Below are 23,200 nucleotides of genomic sequence, written 5' to 3' on the forward strand. Positions count from 1 at the left end.
TCTTTAAGGCGCTTTCCAAAGCCAGGTGAGACCGTCAATTAAACCGCCTCGCCAGCAAAGCGCATCGTGCCCACCATCAACCTGACGGTAGAAAACAGCTCGCTGTGTTTGTTGTAGTAAGGGGTAAATTCGTTGATTAACTTGATGAATGAGAGGCTCTCTGACCCCTGCCTCAAGATAGATACGCAGCGGTTTTTCACACGCAAGCCCGTCTTCCAGTTGCCGTATCAACTGCCCGCCTTGCTGGTTATTTTCGCGACGTGGCCACCAGTAAGAACCTGATTGGCTCAGCACACAGCCAAATTGTTCAGGCCAGTGAAGTGCGGCATAAAGCGAGGAAAGCCCACCAAAGCTTTGCCCGGCGACCACCGTGGTTTCTGGATTTTCATTCCAGCGGGTAACCGTGCGCAGATGCGGTAGTAATTCTTCTTGTACTGCCAGCCAAAACTGCGCATTACAGGGCAGTTCACCACTGCGAGTGGCATTGTCGATAACATCAATCAACACATAAACGGCGGGAGGTAATACTCCGGCATCTGTTTGAGCCTGAAGTGCAGACCACACTGGCATCCCTTCAGCCCAGAATTGGCCGTCGAGTAATATCGCCAATGGGCGCTGCTCAGGCTGCGCGTCACCGGTTGCAAAAATCCATACACTACGTTGGTTTTTCAGGCGGACACTCAGCCAGGAAATATGTTGGGGAGCGTTATACGGTGTGAATGGTTTATCCCAACCAGTTTGCTTTGGTGCATCAGGAAGATGGAGTGCTGACATCGGATGCCCTCGCCCACCGAGCCAGCTTTCAGGATTTAGCGGGTCGGCAATCGCACGTGGCAGCAGTTTCCGCCAGCCTTCACGCAGCGCCATGCGCTCCGGCACGATGCCGTCAAAAGCCTCTGCAGGGAAATCATCTTCGCTGTCTGTTGGAATGAGGCAATAACTGCCGCGCCATGTAGCAGTTAGCTGCGTTTGCCATTGCCAGACGTTAGTGCCAGCAATACGTTCGAGCGATTGCGGGCGCGAGCTCTGGTGGTGATCGGTCACGCCAGTGATGTAAATCCAGACTCGCTTTGTCGGAGAGGTTTGCTCGCAGCCCTCGGGGTCACGCCACAGAAAAGTCACCTCGCACAGACCGTCACTTTCAAAAGTGACGGCGGGGATCCCTTGTGCCTGTTTTTCCTGCCACCAGCTCTCACTTCCTGTCAGCAAATGCGTCACTCAAACATAACCTTCTGAAATTATTGATAACGATCAACAAGCCTGAAATATATTGATAATACTATTGATAATTATTTGCATTTGCAATAGCGTATTTCCGCGCTTTGGGCTACCAGCTTCCTGGTGCAAAAACAATTAATTGCCGGACTTGAACGCACGATTCCCTCATTTCGGGGCTGTTGCAGACAGTTTCGGTATCGCTTCGTAACATCCATGCTGCGCCCGATCCCTTTAGGGAATGGAATGACACCGGGCCCAGCGGAAAAGCAGGCCGCCATAATGAATAAGAAAATTAACTATTCCCTCGCTGTGCTGATCAATCTGGGAATATACGGTGTCGCTTCACCTGCCTTTGCGGCAGAACAAGCAGCACCAGCACCGGCTCAGACCGCTGCTGCCAACAATGACGACACACAAAATCACGCTGACGAAGACACTCTGGTTGTCACCGCCGCCGCACAAAATTTACAGGCTCCAGGCGTTTCAACCATCACCGCTGAAGAGCTGAAAAAACGCCCACCAGCGCGTGATATTTCCGAAATCGTCCGCACTATGCCCGGCGTTAACCTGACCGGTAACTCCACCAGTGGCCAACGCGGTAATGGACGTCAAATTGATATTCGCGGTATGGGCCCGGAAAACACCCTGATTCTGATCGATGGCAAACCGGTGAGCAGTCGCAACTCGGTACGACTTGGCTGGCGTGGCGAACGTGATACACGCGGTGATGCAAGCTGGGTGCCACCAGAAATGGTCGAACGTATTGAAGTGATTCGTGGCCCGGCAGCGGCGCGTTATGGTAACGGTGCGGCAGGTGGTGTAGTCAATATCATCACCAAAAAAGGCAACGGTGAATGGCACGGTACCTGGAACACCTATCTCAACGCCCCTGAGCACAAAGACGAAGGTTCCACTAAGCGCACCAACTTCAGCCTGAACGGCCCACTGGGTGGGGATTTCAGCTTCCGTTTGTACGGCAACCTCGATAAAACTCAGGCCGATGCCTGGGACATCAACCAGGGCCATCAGTCTGAACGTACCGGTATTTATGCCGACACCCTGCCAGCCGGGCGTGAAGGCGTAATTAACAAAGATATCAATGGCGTCGTGCGTTGGGATTTTGCGCCAATGCAATCACTGGAACTGGAAGCGGGTTACAGCCGCCAGGGCAACCTCTATTCCGGCGATACCCAGAACACCAATACCAACCAGATTGTGAAAGATAACTACGGCAACGAGACTAACCGTCTGTATCGCCAGAACTATTCTTTGACCTGGAACGGCGGTTGGGACAGCGGCTTGACCACCAGCAACTACGTGCAGTACGAGCACACGCGCAACTCGCGTATGCAGGAAGGCCTGGCCGGTGGCACCGAAGGGATTTTCTCCAGCGATAAATTCAGCGATATCGATCTGAGCGATGTGTTATTGCATAGCGAAGTGAATATCCCGATTGATTTCGTGTTTAACCAAAACCTGACGCTGGGTACCGAATGGAACCAGCAAAAGATGAAAGATTTGTCATCGAACGGTCAAACCTTTATGGGCGGCCCAATTCCAGGTTCGAACAGCACCAACCGTAGCCCATATTCTCAGGCAGAGATCTTCTCACTGTTTGCTGAAGACAATATGGAGCTGACCGACAGCACCATGTTGACACCGGGTCTGCGCTTTGATCATCACAGCATCGTGGGTAATAACTGGAGCCCATCTCTGAACCTGTCTCAAGGTTTGGGTGATGACTTCACCCTGAAAATGGGTATTGCTCAGGCCTATAAAGCGCCAAGCCTGTATCAGACTAACCCAAACTACATCCTCTACAGCAAAGGCCAGGGCTGCTACGCAAGCGGTACCGGCGTGGGCTGCTACATGATGGGTAACGAAGATCTTAAAGCTGAAACCAGTGTCAACAAAGAGATCGGCCTTGAGTTCAAACGTGACGGCTGGCTCGCTGGGGTCACCTGGTTCCGCAATGATTATAAAGACAAAATCGAAGCGGGATACGCGCCAATCGGCCAGACTTCTTCTGGCAAAACCAAAACCGATATTTACCAATGGGAAAACATTCCTAAGGCGCTGGTAGAAGGGCTGGAAGGCACGTTAAACGTACCGGTTTCCAACACGGTGAACTGGACGAATAACATCACTTACATGTTGGAAAGTAAGAATAAAGAGACCGGTGAGCGCCTGTCCGTTATTCCGGAATATACGCTAAACTCCACCCTGAGCTGGCAGGTTCGCCAGGACATCTCTGTGCAATCAACCTTTACGTGGTACGGCAAACAACAGCCGAAGAAGTACAACTACAAAGGTGAACCGGCAACAGGTCCCGAAACCAACGAGGTTAGCCCGTATAGCATTGTTGGACTGAGCGGAACCTGGGACGCGACCAAAAACGTCAGCCTGACGACGGGGATTGATAACCTGTTCGATAAACGCCACTGGCGCGCAGGTAATGCCCAGACAACAGGTGGTGCTGTCGGTTATATGTACGGGGCAGGTGCCGAGACCTATAACGAGTCCGGTCGTACTTACTATGTGAGTGTGAATACCCACTTCTAAGTTTTGGCTTTTCGGCGGATGACGCATGCGTTTATCCGCCCTACGAGAAAGCTGTTCCTGGGTGGATTAGCGTGAGCGACATCCACCGTTTTTAAGCGATAGCGATGCAATATCAACTTTCCCATTTCGACTTTCTCCCCCATTTACGCGTTTACCGCGTGGATTTTGACGCCACAACCTTTCAGCCCAACGATTTGTTATGGCTACCCCATCACCAGCGCTTATCCAATTCTGTTGTTAAACGCAAAGCCGAACATCTCGCAGGAAGAATAGCGGCCTGTGAAGCGCTGCGTTTTCATGGCGTAAATGATTATGTGCCGGGAATCGGACTGCACCGTGAACCCTGCTGGCCACCGGGATTCACCGGCAGCGTCACGCACAGCGGCAATGTGGCATTATCGACCGTGATTACTGATTCTGCGGATATGCGCGAGGGAATCGGTATCGACTATGAAGAAATTATTGCCCCGCACATCGCCGAAGAAATTCATGGTGGGATTATAGATTGCGCTGAAAAAGAGCTGTTGCGCCAGTCTCGCTGGCCTTACCACTACGCGTTAACGATAGCCTTTTGTGCAAAAGAAAGCTTATTCAAAGCCTTGTTCCGCCATGTGGGTCGTTACTTTGATTTTTCTTATGCATCAATAAGTAAAATAGATGAAACGCGATTAACTCTGACCCTAAATCATTCGCTCGGACCATACAAAAAAGGCAATACATTCATGGTGATATGGAATGGTGACGCAGAGAAATTAATAACGCTAATACGGCTTGGGTGGCAATAAAAAGAAATCGCTTGCGGCTCGGTAATAAGTGAATGTTATATTCGAAGTAACACAACACATCTATAACATTGCTTATAACAAGGACTTATTAATCTATGGAAAACTCGCTTTCCCTTGAATCATTCCTGACCTCTGTTCAACAACGTGATCCAAACCAACCTGAATTTGCACAGGCAGTACGCGAAGTCATGACCACGCTGTGGCCGTTCCTGGAGCAAAATCCGCAGTACCGCCGTTCAGCCTTACTGGAGAGACTGGTTGAACCGGAACGTGTGATTCAGTTCCGCGTCACCTGGGTTGATGACAAAAATCAGGTGCAGGTTAACCGCGCCTGGCGCGTGCAATTTAGCTCGGCGATCGGGCCATTTAAAGGTGGGATGCGTTTCCACCCCTCGGTGAATCTCTCGATTCTGAAATTCTTAGGCTTTGAACAAACCTTCAAAAATGCGCTGACCACACTGCCAATGGGCGGTGGTAAAGGCGGTAGCGACTTTAACCCGAAAGGCAAAAGTGAAGGTGAGATCATGCGTTTTTGCCAGGCGCTGATGATGGAGCTGTATCGCCACCTTGGGCCGGATACCGATGTTCCTGCAGGTGATATTGGCGTTGGTGGGCGTGAAGTTGGCTTTATGGCAGGGATGATGAAAAAACTCTCCAACAATACGGCCTGCGTATTTACCGGCAAAGGGTTGTCGTTCGGTGGAAGCCTGATTCGCCCGGAAGCGACTGGTTACGGTCTTATCTACTTCACCGATGCGATGCTCAAGCGTCATGGCCTGGGCTTTGAAGGAATGCGCGTTGCCGTTTCTGGTTCCGGTAACGTGGCGCAATACGCCATTGAAAAAGCATTATCGCTGGGTGCGCGCGTGGTTACGGCTTCTGACTCCAACGGCACCGTCGTCGACGAAACTGGCTTCACTACCGAAAAACTGGCGCGTCTGGCTGAAATTAAATCCAGCCGCGATGGTCGAGTTGCCGATTACGCGAAAGAGTTCGGCCTGAAGTATCTCGAAGGCCAGCAACCGTGGAGCGTACCGGTGGATATCGCCCTGCCGTGCGCAACACAGAATGAACTGGATACCGAAGCGGCTCGTGTGCTGATTGCCAATGGTGTGAAGGCCATTGCTGAAGGTGCGAATATGCCAACCACCATTGAAGCAACCAATCTGTTCGTGGACGCGGGCGTGCTGTTCGCTCCAGGTAAAGCGGCAAATGCGGGCGGTGTGGCCACTTCAGGTCTGGAGATGGCACAAAACGCCGCTCGTATGGGATGGAAGGCTGAAAAAGTGGATGTTCGCCTGCATCACATCATGCTGGATATTCATGAAGCCTGTGTGAATTACGGTGGTGAAGATAAGCAAACACATTATGTTCGCGGTGCCAATATTGCCGGTTTCGTGAAAGTTGCGGATGCCATGTTTGGGCAAGGTGTTCTGTAAGCATTTGATGTAAAAGGTGGATGACGCTGCACTTATCCACCCTACGTTTCTTTTCGTAGGTCGGATAAGCGCAGCGTCATTCAATAACTATGTGGCTGGTACTACCTTAATATCCTCCATCCCAATCCCAATCTTGCGCGGTTCGTGACCAAGAATATTGCCTTCATTAGATAACTGCGGCTGTGGTGGAATAATTTCCAGCACATGACTACGCTCAGGGTTATCAAAATGCAGCGTCGTGGTACTCAACTCTTCTCCAAGTGTTAATGTTTGCTGTTGGCTTCCCACTTTTACCGGCACCGGTTGGCCAATATTCGGGCCAAAGGCTTTAGCGATGATTACCAGGTCAAATTTCTCCGGCAGCGGCTCGGCATATTCAATTTTCACTTCCGGTGCCAGATTCGCATTTGACCAACGCCCCCACTCTTCCGGGCGTGAAATGCCGGTGAACTCTTTCACGGTTTGCGGCGCACCCGGCACGTTGAAGATAAAGCTATCAGCCTGGTACCGAATGGCATTTTCATCGACTTTCAGCAAGGCGACATTGTTTTTAAAACGTGCTTTGTCGATATCCTGCGGGGCAAATTGAACAGCATGTTGCTCTTGCTGTTGTTCAATCAAACGTACCGTAGGCTGGCCACCAACCTGCCCTTGAGCCACGCATAGCCCGGTCGAGAGTGCCAGCTTTGGCTCCCATAAACGCGCCATTTTGAAACAGCGATCGGCCCAAATAAACTTATCATTTTCTTTAAAGTCAGCCAGCTGATAACGCAGCGGTGCGGAATATTCGCTTTCAGGCAATGGTTCTATTTTCTTATCCAGAATGCGCAACAATAACGGCATTTTGAAATGCGCGCCTGAATAGCTGAAGGTATTTTTCTTCTGGTCAATTTCATACTGGCTAATGGTTTTCGGGAAGTTCCACAGATCGATAACGTCTGGTTTCCACTCCATCACCTTTTCTTTGACGTTAAGAAATACCGAGGCAATCGACTGCCCGGATAAACTACTGCGCCCTAAGCCAAGATAATTATCACCGCCCAGCACATCTAAAACCGTTGCCCCGTTATCCAGCGTACTGCGTTTTACCGGTACTAAATCCGCCTGCGGTTTATCGCCGCGAATAATAAAGAACAGGTTATTTCGCTCGTGCTGATTGAGATATTTGTAAGCAGTGTTGTTCATCGCCAGATGATCGGAACTCACGACAATGACGGTATTTTTAAAATACGGCGAGGCTTTTATTTTTTCGATAAGTGCGGCGACATGTTCCTGGCTACAGGCAACCGCGCTGAATGACTGGTTTTCTTTACCATCAAATTTATAACTGCGGCGCTTACAGGTTTTCGAAATAAAACCATCCGGGTGGTGCGTGTCGACGGTCAACGTAAATAGCGAGAAACGTTGGTTCTTTTTCGACAGCTCAATATATTTTTCGTAGACTTCATCCAGCACGGTATCGTCGTAGAAGCCCCAGTTATTGCGGTATTCTGGGTCAGCAACCATGCTTTTCAGCTCTTGCGCGCCGTACATATGCTCGAAGCCGTGCGACTGTAAAAAGATGTCTTTACCGGCAAAGCGTAAATCTGCGCCCTGCATAAAATAGTTTTCATAGCCGGAGGCTTTTAGAATATCGCCAAGGCAGATATTTTTTGGGAAGAAACTCGACATTGAAGCCGATGAATTCCCCTCAAATGGTGCAAATAAAGGAATACCACATTGCGAGGCGACCATTCCGGCAATGGTGTAATCGGTGCCGGGTAATTGCACCGTATGGCTGAAATCTATTGCTTCATCTTTAAGCCCGGTTAATTCCGGCGCTAAGTCAGGAAAGTATTCTGGCTGTAAATAAGTACGTTCCAGACTTTCACCATAAATATAAACCAGGTTTAATTTAGGGTCTTTAATAGTGCCTTGCGGGACTTTGTAATAAACGTCGAAATCCGAATCACCGGAACGTGTTTGCGATTTGACCAGTTCCGCCACCTGGCGAAATGCCGGTGAGGCATCTACAGAACCCACAGCAAAAACCAGCGCCAACAGGCTATAACCAAAATGATGGGGGTGGTTTTTACGGCGGCGTAAAATCCAGGTTAAGCCGCCGAATACCGCAACCAGTGCAACAAAAATCCCTATACCTGGCAGAATGTACTTTCCAATTCCTGCCCCGGTAAGGCTGCTGGTCAGGGTGTAAAGCACAGCATCGTTAATGCCTTCGCCGGTAAAGTAGTTACTGGCGACAAACGTCACGTTCAGGACAATATACAGACCCAAAATAAGCAGGATGGCGCTAAACCACCAGACGTTGCGGCCAGCTTTCACGGCGTACACGGCAATGGCTGCGACAAACAACACAATTGAAAGCATTTCCGACAACGCCAAACCCTCGAAATTAACGCGCACACTGGCGCAAAGCGGTACTCAAAAATATCTGAGCGCTAAATCTAGCGTTGTTGTCACACTCCTGCAATTTCTCTGACATGAAAGTGTGCTCTCTTTCGGAATTGTACCCGCTTGAAATATGGGTATTGCATTATTCGATAGTAAATAGCTATCAGAACCATCGTTAATACAACGGTTGAGTGGATTGACCAGTCTTACTCACAAATGATTTAATCGCGCCGCTGTTATAATTTTTTAAAGTGGAATTGTAACGCGCAACATAGGCCACCCCGCAACGGGTGGCTAATGAGATGGTCCCCACCACCCTGTGAGCGGTACGCTGGCAGGGTGTTTTTCTTTCTGGAGAAGGCCATCATGCAAAACGTTACGCTTATTGGTATCGATCTCGGCAAACATTCCTTCCACGTTCACTGCCAGGATAAATCAGGCAAAGCATTACTGCGAAAAAAATTTACCCGCACCAAACTTATTGAATTTCTGGCTGGGTGTACATCCGCTACCGTTGTGATGGAAGCCTGCGCCGGCGCCCATTTTATGGCTCGCCGGATCGCTGATTTAGGCCATGAAGCAAAATTGATTTCTCCGCAGTTCGTTCGCCCTTTTGTTAAGAGCAACAAGAACGATTTTGTCGATGCAGAAGCCATATGCGAGGCGGCATCCCGTCCCTCCATGCGATTTGTGCAACCACGAACCGAAGCTCAACAGGCCATGCGGGCACTTCACAGGGTCAGGGAATCGCTGGTCAGAGATAAAGTCAAAACGACTAATCAGATGCATGCTTTTTTGCTGGAATTTGGCATCAGTATGCCGATCGGAGCCGCAGTGATAAAACGGCTCTCAACAGTCCTTGCAGATAACGAACTTCCTCCCTATCTGGCACAGCTGCTGATGCGCTTACATGCTCATTATCTTTATCTTGTCGAACAGATCACGGAGCTTGAAACAGCGCTGGAACAAGAGCTGAGTCGTGATGAAACAGGACAACGTCTTCAGACAATACCCGGTGTTGGGCCGATAACTGCCAGCGTTTTATCATCGCAACTGGGCGACGGTAAACAATATGGCTGTAGCCGGGATTTTGCGGCCTCAACCGGCCTGGTACCACGGCAGTACAGCACGGGCGGCAAAAATACGCTTTTAGGGATAAGTAAACGGGGAGACAAAAATCTGCGACGGTTACTTGTCCAGTGCGCCAGAGTCTTTATCCAGAAAATTGATTATCAGTCAGGCAAGCTGGCTGACTGGGTCAGGGCACAACTGGCAAGAAAACACTCCTGCGTAGTGTGTTGTGCTCTGGCCAACAAGCTGGCCCGGATAGCATGGGCAATCACAACCCGGCAGACCGTGTTCGAAAGGTAACGATGACGCCAGTCTGACTGGCAGGTTAATCGTTAATTAAGCAGTTCCCAATCTGGTTTTGCGAAGACTGATTATTGATGACATGAACGGCCTATCGGCCTGATGAAAACCTAACATAAAAAATGGCTCTCTGAAGCCGCGTGGCTTTTTAGGCTTATCAGGTGCGGAACTCATCAAGGCGCGGGCATCGATGCCCATAGTGACGCCGGATAGATTTAGGCAAGCCACCATAAGTCAAAAATCAGTGTTGCAAAAACGGTGGGGACCATAGATTTTTATTTCCCGGATAACTGATGTTGTTAACATTGATTGGTAACCAACCATTTCTCCTATAACAATCATCATAAGCGAAACGAAAGAATTGGTTATTATTTAACCTGTCGTTCTTTTTTTTAATTAACCCCAACGGCAAAAAAATCGAATCTAATCATTCGCTCAGAATGATTCCCCCTCTCCCTGAAAAATCAAAAAAAATAATAACCTAACGGTGGTTTATTACTTTTCATTGCAATAATTTAGCTATTTCTGCTGCTGTTATGTTTTTACTGCTCCAGTAAAGAACCTGTAAATCTCACCAGGAATAATCTCAAATACATTCGTAAATATTATGTAATAAGGCCAACTAATACATTCATACTATGTAAATCAGATGTATCATTACCGTTAATGCTACCGAAGCCGCTAACAGAGTGATGCGCTATGTCCAGACAAAGAAACGACAATCCAACCCGTCCACGCCATCATCGTTTCGCTCTGGAGCCTCGGCAGTTGTTCGATGGCGCAGCCGTCGTTGAAGCCGCTCATCATGCGGATAACCCGCTTGATACCCAACACCACGATAACGCACCGGACGCATCGAAAGCGGTTTTTGTCCCGCCTCCATCGGCGCCTGCACCAGCATCAATAACAGCACCAGCCCCTGCAGACGCAACTGCGCCGCATGAAGTTTATGTCGTCGATAGCCATGTCCAGAACTGGCAATCTCTGGTCAGTCAGTTGCCTGAAGGCAGCCGCGTGTTGGTACTGGACTCTCAGCACTCCGGGCTTGAGCAGATTAATGAAGCGCTAAAAAACGATAAAAATATCACGGCAATTCATATCATCAGCCATGGCGCCAGCGATGAGATAACACTCGGTAGCGACAAACTTAATGACAAAACGATTACTCAATATCAGCAGCAATTAGAAACCCTTGGCGAAAAGCTGACCACAGACGGTGATATTTTGCTGTATGGCTGCAATGTTACGGCTAAAGACACCATTCTGATTAGCCGTATGGCGGACTATACCCATGCGGACATTGCGGCTTCGAATGACGAAACAGGTAGCGCGGCAAAAGCGGCTGACTGGACACTTGAATCCCATACTGGCGTCATCGAAACACGTTCGCTGGAACTGGCTTACGACGGTGTGCTGCAAGCACCTGAACTCACCACCACCAAACCGGATATGGTGGTTTCTGAACCAAGCTCTCTACACCCAGGTGCTGAAACCGGCAGTTTTAGTGGCATAACGATTAATGCCAGTGATGCAAATGTTGCGATCAGCGTGACGTTGACCAACGGTGCCGTAGGCGATTTAGTCAATGGTACTCAATCCGGGAAGACACTCGAATTCGTGGGTTCAGTAGCAGATGCACAAGCCTGGTTAAACTCACTTAAATTTACTGCAAGTGATACTGAACTGGGCAAACAGTCCGCCTCCACGGATGTGCAGTTTTATATCTTAAGCCTGTCCGGCAACGACAGCCTGGTCACGCATGTCACCATTACCCCATCAAACGATCCGGTAACAGTTCCAAACAAAACCGTAATCGTGCCGGAAAAGAACGGCTCCGGCACTGTGATTAACGATCAGACACTGACCGCTATCGACCCTGATGTTGCAGCCGGTGCGCAAAGCGCCTCGCAAATTGTCTACAGCCTGACGGCGATGCCGCAGTACGGTTATCTGACGCTAAACGGCACGCGGCTGGGTATTGGCTCGGTCTTTACCCAGCAGGATGTGCAGAATAACGCTCTGAAATATGTCCATACCGCAACGGGCACTTCGCAGAATACCGCCGACAGTTTTTCTGCCAATGTGAATGACGGTGCTACGCCAATTAATCTTTCCGACTCCGTCACGGTCACACTTCAGATTGCGCCAGAAAACCAACTGCCAACTATTTCGGGTGGCGGTATTGTCTTTGAAGGCCAGCCAGAAAACGCCGTTAATACCGGGAATGTTGGGCAGTACATTGTGGCGGGCAGCGGAGGCGATACACAGGATACCGATCTCACCCTAACCATTACTTCGCTGCCAACCCACGGCACACTCTATTTTAATGGTTTGCCCGTCGTTATAGACCAGCAGATTAGATATGCCGATCGTAATCAATTGACCTATGAAAACGACGGTTCAGAAGGCATTACGCAGGATAATTTTGGCGTGCGTGTTACTGACCAGGGCGGCGGTACAGGCGTTCCTGCCAGTAGCGATGCGATAATTGCACTGACGATTCAGCCCGTTGATGATGACCCGTACCTCAATCCAGATTCGACATTGCATGCGCAAGTCACAACAGGCCCGAATAACGTCGTGCTGCAACCAGAAATGTTGGCAGCCATTGATAGCGACTCATCGGCTGACCGCGTGAGCTTTATCGTTGATGCCCAGGGGTTAACACACGGTTATCTGACCCTGAACGGTCTACTGATGAAAAGCGGCGACACCTTTACGATGGAGGATATCGCCGAAGGCCGGGTGGTTTACACCCAATACCTGGCTTCCAACGTCGGTGGAATAGATGTGTTTAATTTCCGCGTCATCGACCACTCCACCGCGTTGCGCTGGAACCCGGATGGCACAACGTTCACGCGTCAGGGTGGGATATGGGATGGCGGGAATGCCAGTGATCAGCTCACCCATATTCAGTTCACCATTGGCCTGGCCGTCACCGATAATCCAAATAACCCTGACCCAAGCGGCCTGCCGGTGTTAAATGTTCCGGCTACCACCACAAACTCCGGGTATATCGGCACAGACATAAATAACCCTAACAGCGCACCTCATGGCGTGCTTCTCGAGGGGGGAACATTAACTCTTTCAGGCACCGGGAAAATCACCGACAGCACGCCAGGACTGAGTTACGTGGTGCAAGGCGCCACGCCTGAGCAAATCGTTTATACCTTCCTTGGCAGCGCCTCTGGGCAAACGGGCCTGACTATCCTGAAAAGTGATGGTCAGGGAGGTTATCGGGTTATCAACGCATTCGGCACCTTTACGCAGGCCGATTTGAACCAGGGGTTAATCAGCGTTCGTCACGACGGCGGTGAAAACTTCATGTTCGACGGCAGCTTCTCGGTTTCTGCGGGCCAGGTGACCTTAGATGCACGAGGCAATCCGGTTGCGGTGACCTGGAACCCGATAATGAACGTGTTCGTCACCCCGATTAACGATGCGCCTGTGATTGCCGGTTCTTCAAACACGGTTTTAGCTGAAGGTGAAACGGTTGTTATCACCAACTCGCAGTTGCAGTTGAGCGACCCGGATGATGCGAATAGCGGCTCGTCGTGGGAAGGAGAACTTCTACGACCCGATAACAGCAATAACTACGCCTACAATAATGATGTCAGCGGAGCGGGCGCACTCAAATTTGGCTTCCTGACGCTGCCTACTGGCGGTGCGCTGCAATATTATAATGGCACCAGTTGGGTCACCATCACTAATGCAGATATCGGCACATTGCAGCTTGATGCCAGCATTTTAAAGGGAGATGGAACCAGTGGCCTGCGTTTTGTCAGCAACGGTTCTGAAGTCCGCAGCACCAGCTTTACGACTTATGCGGTGGACCGCTGGGGTTTGCAGTCGGCCAACAATGCCACCGTGGGCATTACCATCACTAACGTGAACGATGGCCCGAAAATCCCGCAGACGCCGGATAGCCCAGATATCGTTGTGCCTCCAGATTCGCCAAACCTTGTGGGTGGAGTTGAAGCCCGGCCTCCGGCTAACAACCCGGCGAACGTGGTCGAAGGAGGCTATGTTCAAATTAATAGCTCACAACTTCAGGCTTATGACCCGGACAGCACGCCCGAGCAGGTGCAATTTACCGTCACCACAACGCCAACTCATGGCCGTCTCGCGTACTCAACCGATGGTGTTAACTTTAGCGTCCTCGGCAATGGTTCAACCTTCACGCAGGCTGACATTAACAATGGTCGTATCTATTACCTGAATAACGGCGATGAAGTGACCGGTAACGGCCTGAATGCCGACGGTTTCAATTTCACGCTGTCTGATGGTGACAAAGAACAAGCCAACAACCACTTTGCCATTAATATCACGCCAACCAACGACAAACCTACCGTCACAGCACCTTCCGGGCCGATTGATATTGGAATTTCTCAGGCCGTGAAAGGTTTTACGGTCGCCGACCCGGATATTACGGGCACAAACAGCTCGGTTAACATCCTACAAACCACAGTACGCTTGCTGCACAGCGATGGTAGCCCCTTCAGCCAGGCCGAATATAACGACATCAGGCTCAGTGCGAATACCACAAGCGGTGCGACGATAACGGGCGGGACAAATGGCTATCTGGTACTGACCGGCACCGTTGCACAAATAAATAGCGCCCTTACCGGTTTAACCGTGCGTTTCCCGAACGATCGCAACGCAGTTTACCAGGTTCAAGTCATTACCGACGACCGCCTGCGGACGGCTGATGGTCAGTTAACCGGTGAAGCGAACGGCGGGCCAGTTAACCAACCCGCTAATCCGGCGTTTGGAACATCGCCTGGCATAGTCGATAACCAAAATTACAACTGGTATCAGAATGCTGTTCCGGTGACGAACGGCAATATCTCGGCCAACCAGGTCGTGATAAACGCCTCGTCAGTGAACGACCCTGGGCATCTGGTCGTGGGCAATCCAAATAAGTCGACTTTTGAAGATCAGCCGACGTTTATTGGCGGCGATTTTGTTATTACCGACGTGGAATCAACGGCCTTCGGTAAGCCGGTTACCGTGACGTTAACCGTCGCACAAGGGCAACTGGGGATTGGCGGCTTAACCAATGACAGTAACACCGAGATTAACGGCGTTACAATCCAGGGCGATAACTCAGGAACGCTCATTCTTACCGGTACTGCCGACGCCATTCAGGCGTTGATTAATAACCCGGCAAATGGATTGACTTACCAAAGTGCCAACAATGCTAACCACGACCAAAACGGTGCGGCGGCAGGCGATGTGACGCTCAATGTACATCTGGACACGTCAACGGCTACCGTCGGGGATACTTCAGGTGTGGCACCTCCCGATGTACAAATCGCATTAACCATTATCCCGGTGAACGATCCGCCAACCGTCACTGGGCCTACCGATATATTGTTGCTCGACAACAATGCCCCGGGAGGCAACAACGTTAGTGGTTTTGTGATTGGTGATCCTGACATTTCAGATGCAGGCGGTGTTGCGACGGGTGAAAAAGACATTGTGCAGGTCACGGTGCGAATCACCGATGCCAATGGTAACCCATTGTCAGTATTGCAATATCGCGATCAGCAAAACTCCGCGATCAATATTTCTTCGCTAAACACCACTTCCGGTGTGATAGTCCAAACCGGCAGCCCGGATGGTGTTAACCCGCCATCCAATGGGCAGAATGCTCCGTTGGTTATCACCGGTACAGTCGCGCAAATCAACGCCTACCTCGCGCAATTGCAAGTCAGTATGCGCGGCGCAATCCTCGATGATGCAGACCAGTATTACCGCGTCGAAGTGATTGTTGACGACCGGGTACGCGATGCGAACGGCAACCTCACTAGCGGTGCCAACGGTGGCAATAACGTTTCAGCAAATGGTGTAGGAACCGCACTTCCACTCAACACGGTTATCAGCCCTTACGCGGCTATTCCTGCCGGGCTTGAGCAAAACGTCGCATCAACTTACCGCACCGTGTTCCAGAGCAGTATTAACGACCCGGCGCAGATTGTGCTGGGCGGCAACCCGGCGCTGAGCACCAATGAAAACAACGCCACCGTGACACTCCCGCCGATTACTATCAGTGATACGGATGCCGGTGGCCAGACCATGACGGTCACCGTCAAATTACCTAATGGCTTTGTCTTTGTTGCCCCAACAGGCAGCGGCGGCTCATTTACGGGTACGGGTACCGACACGCTCACGTTTACCGGCTCCTACGCCCAGGTGAATACTTATCTGGCGGCCCTGCGAGTTACGCTGCCTGATGCACCCGGCAGTGCGAACCGTTCTGACTGGAACGGCAGTTTCGGTGTGACGGTGACGGTTAACGATGGTGGCAACTCGGGCTCACGCCCTGACACGCTCCCCATCGGTGCTAACAACCCGCAACAAGACCCGGGGCAAGTTTCCTACGAGGATGGTGTGGGTGGCACTTCATCGGCGCTCATTACCACACGTGCATTTACCTTCACGGTCAATGCGGTAAATGATGCGCCAGTGGTGGTCGGTACGCCAACTGTCAGCATTCCGACGCTTGAAGAAGACACGCTAAGCGGTTCAGTGACGGGCAAAACCGTGGGCGAGCTGTTTACCGGTTTCTTCAATGACGATCGTGACACCATTAATAACAGCGCAAATGGTGGAACGGGTGGCAGCAGCGCCGATGCATTTTATGGCGTCGCGATTACCAACCACACGACGAATGCCGCGCAGGGTGAGTGGCAGTATTCACTCGATGGCACCAACTGGCTGGCGGTCGGCAACCGCAGCGACAGCAATGCGCTGGTACTCACCGCAACTTCATTGCTGCGCTTTGTCCCGGCTCCAGATTATTTTGGTACCCCTTCAACGCTTGGCGTGCGCCTGGTCGAAACCAACAATAATGGCGATGTTTCCACTACGCCCGTGGTTCCGGCCAATGGTGCGGTAACAAATATCAGCGGCGCTGGCGGGCACGGCGGCACCTCTATTTACAGTGAAGCGCTCGTCACGCTCAGCACCGTGGTCACCAACATTAATGACCGCCCTACGCTTGGTGATAAAACAATTACCATCGCTGAAGATACTAACGGTACGCAAACTATCGGGAACATATTCCAGTCCGTTTACAGTGATGCCACCGATAACCAGAGTGCCATCGCAGGTGGCGGCAACGCCAGCAGCCCTCTGGGTTATATCGCAATTTACGGCGACACCACCGATGCCAGCAAGGGCCACTGGGAATACTTCAATGGCACAACGTGGGCGACAATTCCGTCTGATGTCAGTGAAAGTAATGCCTTTGTACTGGCAAGCAACACGCAGATGCGATTTGTTCCCCTGCCAGATTACAACGGGACTGTGACCGGGGGCTTGCAATTACGCGCCTCAGATACCACTGATCCAGCCCTATCGGGTGTGTCTAACGGGCGGGTGAATTTCTTCGACTTTGCCAATGACAACAACCCGACTTCGCACTGGTCGAATACCGCCACTCTTTCGGTCACTATCACCGCGGTAGCTGATGCACGTGATGACACTTTCTCCACTCACTCCAACGTGCCGTTGGTGATGCCGGGTTCTGACCTGCTGCTTAACGACTCATTCTCCAATGCGGATAAAACCGTCACGACGGTGTCAGCACCGACAAACGGCACGCTGTCGTATGTTAATGGCGTGCTGACCTACACGCCAAACCCTGGTTTTGTGGGCACTGACAGTTATATCTACACCGTCGTAAGTGGTGGTGTGGAGGAAACCGCGAAGGTGACCATAAACGTCACCAACCTTGCGCCAGTTGTGGACAACGAAATCCAGACCATTGATGAGGACACCACAGCCACGGGCAACGTATTAACCAACGATAGCGATCCCGATGGCGACACGCTCACGGTGAAATCCTTCACTATTGATGGGACAACGTACAATGCGGGTGAGACGGCAACACTTGCGAATAACCACGGTACGCTGACCATGAATGCCAACGGGACTTATACCTACAAGCCTGGCGACGACTGGCATGGTGATATCGCCGTAAGCTATGTGGTTACCGATGGCAACAGCAATGGTGATACCCCCGGCCAGTTAGGCGTGCATGTGGCCTCGGTTGTTGATGCACACGATAATATCGAAATCGAGCATACCGGTACCGTTATCACCACTGACGTGATGGCAAACGACACGTTCGTAAACCCGGACAGAACCGTCACAAGCTTTACCCAACCGGAAAATGGCGTAGTTACTCAGGGGCCGAATAACACCCTGATTTACACCCCGAACCCCGGTTTTATTGGTAGTGATAAATACACCTACACGGTGACCAGCGGCGGGATAACGGAAACCGCGAACGTGTTTATCTTTATGACTAACACGCCGCCAACCGCCAGCAACCAGTTTGCTGTAACAGACGAAGATACCCCAGTTAGCGGTGATGTTTTACGTTTGCTAAGCGATCCGGACGGTGACCCGCTACATGTGGTCGACTTCCAGATTGAAGGCTCGGCTGAGAACCATCCGGCGGGCGACACGGTGACGATTGCCGGGAGTGGGACTTTCATTCTCAATCCCAACGGCAGCTATACCTTTACACCTGTTCGTGACTGGAACGGTATCGTCCCGACCATCACATTTAACGTTTCCGATAACACCGGTGGCTCACCAACACAAAGCTCGCTGGATATCACCGTGCGTCCTATCGTCGATATCGCCGACGATTCTGCCTCCACCCATGCGGGCAAGCCGATAACCATTGATCCCTTTATCAATGACAATTTCAGCAACCCTGACAAAATCATAACTAACGTCACCGCCCCTGCACACGGCACGGTAACCATCAGTGCCGACCGCAAAACGCTGATCTACACGCCTAATGCCGGTTATGTCGGTGATGATGTATTTGATTACACCGTTATCAGTGGCAACCGTCCAGAAACCGCTACGATCACCGTCACCATGAACAATATCGTGCCTGTGTTGCGCAGCACGGCAGACAGCACTGCCGAAGATACCCGGCTGGATGGCAATCTGCTTATCACAGCAAGAGATGGCGATAACGACACAATAACAGTGACGGATTTCACTGTTGATGGCACGACGTATACGGTAGGAACCCCGGCAGTCCCAGTGGTCATTGCAGGGAAAGGGACGCTGACCATCAACAGTAACGGGTCTTACAGCTTTGAACCGGTGGCGGACTGGAATGGCATCGTGCCACCGATTTCCTTCACCGTCAGCGATGGCAACAACGGCGGCCAGGCGATCAGTACCCTGGTTATACAAGTCCGGTCAGTGGTGGATATTGCCCCAGATACCGCGACCACCCATGCGGATAACGCGGTCACCATAAATGTGCTGGGTAACGATACCTTCATCAATGATACCCAGACCGTCACAGCCATTCGTGACAACACCACGCTTGGGCAAGTATTTGTGCTGTCTGATAACACGATTCGCTACTCCCCACCGCCAGGATTTGTGGGCACCGATAAATTTACTTATACCGTTACTAGCGGCGGCATTACCGAAACCAGTACGGTAACAGTCATCGTCACAAATGCCGCTCCTGTCGCCACCGATATGAACCTGTCGATGAATGAAGATGGCGCACAACTTAGCGGCAGACTGACAGTAAGTGACCCGGATTTCGATGTAGTGCGCGTGACCTCCTTCCAGGTTGATGGCATTAATAGTGTGTTCGCGATAAACCGATTCGGCACGGCCACCGCCGTGATTCCGGGCGTCGGCACATTTACACTCTCTTATGATCGTAGTTACACCTTCACCCCTGTCGCTGACTGGAACGGCAACGTTCCGCAGATAACTTATGTCGTAACCGATGACAACGGCGACACCCAGGTTTCCGGCAAGGTGAATATTATCGTGAACCCTGTCGTGGATATCGCTGATGACAACATCTCGCTTCAGGCGGGCACGTCTTCTTCGGACAATCTGTTCGCTAACGACAGCTTCGAGAATGGTGACAAAGCGATTACCGAAGTCACTCAGGGAACCCACGGCACCGTCGTTATCGGCAGCAATGGCATTGTGACCTACACGCCACAGCCAGATTATGTCGGAACAGATTCCTACACCTACACCGTCACCAGTGGCGGCAGAACGGAAATCGCCACCGTAAACGTGACGGTAACGAACACTGTACCGGTCGCGACTCCCGACACGCAGACCAACGTTGAAGACACGACCCTTATCGGTAACGTATTAAGCAACGACACCGACAGTAACGCCACCGACACTCTTAGCGTCACAAGCTTTACCTTACCGGGTGAAACGGTGCCGCATCTGGCCGGGGAAACGGTGACCATCACCGGAATCGGCACTCTTACGCTTAATGCCGACGGCAGCTATAAATTTGTACCGGTCGCGGACTGGAACGGGTCAGTACCCGTAGTGACTTATAACATCAGCGACGGTCATATCGGCGGCACCGCCAGCAGCACGCTGACACTTGTATTGACTGAAGTCGCAGACATTGTTGGCGATTCGAGCTCCACTCATGCCGGGGTGCGAGTAACCATCGACGTTCTGGCTAACGATAATTTCGAAAACAGTGGCAGACAGATTACTGCCACCAGCGACGGCGCCTTTGGCACCACCACTATCGTTAACGGTAAAGTGGTTTATACCCCTGTTGCTGGTTATGTTGGCCGCGACAGCTTTACCTATACCGTGACAAGCGGTGGCAGAAACGAAACAGCCACCGTAATAGTGGATATGACCAACACGCCACCTGTGGCGAACCCGGACACCAGCACCACGCCTGAAGACAGCACCGCCTCCGGCAATGTGCTGGCTAATGATACCGATGCGGATGATGCAGATAAAAATGCCCTCACCGTCACCGGATTTACCGTCAACGGCACACTCTATACGCCAGGCACTGCGCTCACTCTCACCGGGATGGGTGTATTAACCATGCAAGCCGATGGCCGCTGGAATTTCGTGCCGGTTGCGGACTGGAACGGCACCTTACCGGTAGTGACTTACCAAATCAGCGATGGCAACACCGGTGGTGTTTCCAGCGCGGCACTGAGTATCACCATTACCCCAGTACAGGACGCCTTTAACGATAACATTTCGGTCCATGGCAACAGTTCTGTCACCACCGATGTGTTCGCCAACGACACCTTCACCAACGGCGATAAAATTATCCAGACCGTGACTCAGGGCAGCCACGGTACGGTCACTATCGAAAATGGCAAAATAATCTACAAACCAAACGTGGGTTATGTCGGAACAGACAGCTACACCTACACGGTACTGAGCGGCGGTATTCAGGAAACAGCCACGGTCAGCGTCACCGTGGAAAACACCCTGCCGATTACACGGCCTGATATCAACATCACACCGGAAGATAATGTCGTCACCGGTAATGTACTGTTGAACGATGCCGATCCTGACGGCGATCCGCTGACCATCACGCAATTTAATGTCGATGGGCAAACCGCTCCGGCAGGATATCCGGTGATTATCGCAGGCGTGGGTGAGTTCACGCTGCGCGCTGACGGCAGCTACACGCTGACTCCGGTGGCCGACTGGAACGGCAGAGTACCGACCATCACCTATACGGTTAACGATGCGCTGATTGGCGGAAATACCACCAGCACACTGAATATTATTGTTTCGCCTGTAGTTGATATCGCGCCAGATAGAACCACGACTCACGCAGGTAATGCGGTAACGACCGACGTATTAGCCAACGATAGCTTCAGCAACCCTGATGCCACTATCACCGCAGTGACCAACGGAACAAATGGCACCGCCACCCTGCAAAACGGCCAGATAATCTACACCCCGCGCAGCGGTTTTGTCGGCACCGATACTTATACCTACACCGTAACCAGCGGCGGGGTCACTGAAACCTCGACCGTAACTGTGTTTGTCACCAACGACGCGCCGGTGGTTAATCCGGAAGGGATCATCACTCCGCAAGGTGAGCCTGTTTCTGGCAACGTGTTAACCAACGATAGCGACCCGAACGGTGACCCAATTCATCTGTCTGGTTTCCAGGTTGGCGGCAAAAGTTACGGCGCGGGCGAAACGGCCGTACTGGCAGGTGTTGGTAGCCTGACGGTTCTGAGAGACGGCAGCTATCGCTTTACCCCACTCGCCAGCTGGCGTGGTTTTGTGCCTCCGGTGACCTACACGGTGAGCGACAGCAACGAAGGCGGCGAAACTAACGGCACGCTGCGCATTCTGGTTGCGCCATCGGTGGAAATTTCGGTGAAAGAATCTGGCCTGACGCCGCTTGATCCTGGCGCTCAGGAGGTTAACGGCACGCTGGATATTCTGTCGCTCGAAAGGCTGCAAACGCTCACCTTCCAGGGACGCGTCATCACCGCAGAGCAGCTTCTGCGACTGAACCCTCTCTCGCCAATTACTATCGAAACCGAGACTGGCACCATCAAGTTGCTGGCGTACTACAGCAGCGCAGACGGTGTTGCGCGTCTCGACTACAACTTCACGTTACGTGAAGCGGTGTCGCAGCCGGGGCAGGTCAGTACGCACAACGACTACGCAGTTCAGGTGAACGGCACCACTATCGGGCAGCTACGTATTACCGTTTTCAACGACAACCCGACCGCCACTGATGACAGTGCGGAAATCTTACAGGATCAGAACCAGGAGTCGGCCAGCGGCAACCTGTTTAACGATGATCGCATCGGTGCAGATGGTGCGGCGAATAACGGCCCTGTCACGGGTGTCGTATCGGAAAATACGGGTAGCGCAGGCACCATTGGTGGCTCGAGCGGCGGGCAATACGGCACGCTAACCCTCGATAGCAAGGGCAACTGGCGCTACGAAGTCAACAGAAGCGACCCTCGTGTGGCAGCACTTGAAGCGAACGCCACTCTTACTGAGGTGTTTGTTTACACCATCACCGACAGCGATGGCGACGTCAGCGAAGCACGTCTCACCATTTTGATTCACGGCGTCACGGCGATGCCAAATGTCGACGACCGCAATGGCGACCAGATATTTGGTCCTGAAGAAGAAGAGACACTGACCACTTACAGCCAAAGTTACGAACCGGGCTTGTTTATTCTGCCGCTCGTCTATGATTTACAAAGTGATGCTATTGGCCTTCAGGCCCGGCTTAACAGCCAGTTTGCAGCCTATGGCTATGGGATAGAGCATGCGAATGCGCCAGTTATGCAGCAGGCAGTTCTGTTCTCCCGCTGGTACAGCGACAGCCGTGAGCAACGCACTTTACCTGGCTTAGAAAATAACGCCCTTGGGCAGAATTCGCTTGGAAACTCATTTGGCCCGTTTGGTATTGGACAAGCCGATGAGCGCAGCTCATTTGCTCAAACGTTGGTCACGCAGGAAGCGACGCAGGTTGAACAACCGACAGTTATCGCATCGGGAGCACAACCTTTATCCATGCAGCTTGCTGCTTTGGAAAAACAAACTTTGGCGTCTGGAAAGCTCATTACAGTCCCGACAATCACTCGCCGGTAACTGGCT

General features: G+C 51.6%; 7 protein-coding genes. 5 read left to right on the forward strand and 2 right to left on the reverse strand.

Annotation, left to right across the window (positions count from 1 at the left end; translation table 11 throughout):
* Window positions 1-3 precede the first annotated feature (3 nt).
* Complete coding sequence (gene fes / locus IX31_RS07995) at window positions 4-1,218, reverse strand: enterochelin esterase (protein ID WP_034456885.1); 1,215 nt, start codon at window positions 1,216-1,218, stop codon at window positions 4-6.
* Window positions 1,219-1,497: 279 nt separating this feature from the next.
* Between fes and IX31_RS08000 the strand changes: the two genes are divergently transcribed.
* The 3 genes from IX31_RS08000 to gdhA all read left to right on the forward strand — a co-directional run bounded on the left by IX31_RS08000 (window position 1,498) and on the right by gdhA (window position 6,004).
* On the forward strand, window positions 1,498-3,780 hold the full coding sequence (locus IX31_RS08000; RefSeq protein ID WP_034457257.1) for a TonB-dependent siderophore receptor: 2,283 nt from the start codon (window positions 1,498-1,500) through the stop codon (window positions 3,778-3,780).
* Between the two features lie 104 nt (window positions 3,781-3,884).
* Window positions 3,885-4,565 (forward strand): 4'-phosphopantetheinyl transferase family protein, encoded by a 681-nt coding sequence (locus IX31_RS08005; protein ID WP_034456886.1) that lies wholly within the window; start codon window positions 3,885-3,887, stop codon window positions 4,563-4,565.
* A 95-nt stretch (window positions 4,566-4,660) separates the two neighbouring features.
* Window positions 4,661-6,004, forward strand: a complete 1,344-nt coding sequence (gene gdhA, locus IX31_RS08010; protein ID WP_034456887.1) for an NADP-specific glutamate dehydrogenase — start codon at window positions 4,661-4,663, stop codon at window positions 6,002-6,004.
* An 87-nt stretch (window positions 6,005-6,091) separates the two neighbouring features.
* Here gdhA and opgB read toward each other — a convergent pair whose 3' ends face one another.
* A complete protein-coding gene (gene opgB / locus IX31_RS08015; protein WP_034456888.1) occupies window positions 6,092-8,371 on the reverse strand; it encodes a phosphatidylglycerol--membrane-oligosaccharide glycerophosphotransferase in 2,280 nt (759 codons plus the stop codon).
* A gap of 390 nt (window positions 8,372-8,761) precedes the next feature.
* Here opgB and IX31_RS08020 point away from each other — a divergent pair, with 390 nt between their 5' ends.
* Window positions 8,762-9,766 carry an IS110 family RNA-guided transposase gene (locus IX31_RS08020; protein ID WP_034455038.1) on the forward strand — a complete coding sequence of 335 codons (1,005 nt, stop codon included), beginning with the start codon at window positions 8,762-8,764 and terminating at the stop codon, window positions 9,764-9,766.
* 699 nt (window positions 9,767-10,465) lie between these two features.
* Complete coding sequence (locus IX31_RS08025; protein WP_034456890.1) at window positions 10,466-23,194, forward strand: Ig-like domain-containing protein; 12,729 nt, start codon at window positions 10,466-10,468, stop codon at window positions 23,192-23,194.
* Window positions 23,195-23,200 lie beyond the last annotated feature (6 nt).

Origin of the sequence: Buttiauxella noackiae (assembly GCF_000737905.1) — a bacterium.
GTDB classification, from domain to species: Bacteria; Pseudomonadota; Gammaproteobacteria; order Enterobacterales; family Enterobacteriaceae; genus Buttiauxella; species Buttiauxella noackiae.

Excerpts from the sequence above, each read along its gene's own strand:
- gdhA (WP_034456887.1), top strand. The coding sequence starts at position 4,661 with ATGGAAAACTCGCTTTCCCTTGAATCATTCCTGACCTCTGTTCAACAA.
- IX31_RS08000 (WP_034457257.1), top strand. The coding sequence starts at position 1,498 with ATGAATAAGAAAATTAACTATTCCCTCGCTGTGCTGATCAATCTGGGA.
- IX31_RS08025 (WP_034456890.1), top strand. The coding sequence starts at position 10,466 with ATGTCCAGACAAAGAAACGACAATCCAACCCGTCCACGCCATCATCGT.
- opgB (WP_034456888.1), bottom strand. The coding sequence starts at position 8,371 with ATGCTTTCAATTGTGTTGTTTGTCGCAGCCATTGCCGTGTACGCCGTG.
- IX31_RS08020 (WP_034455038.1), top strand. The coding sequence starts at position 8,762 with ATGCAAAACGTTACGCTTATTGGTATCGATCTCGGCAAACATTCCTTC.
- IX31_RS08005 (WP_034456886.1), top strand. The coding sequence starts at position 3,885 with ATGCAATATCAACTTTCCCATTTCGACTTTCTCCCCCATTTACGCGTT.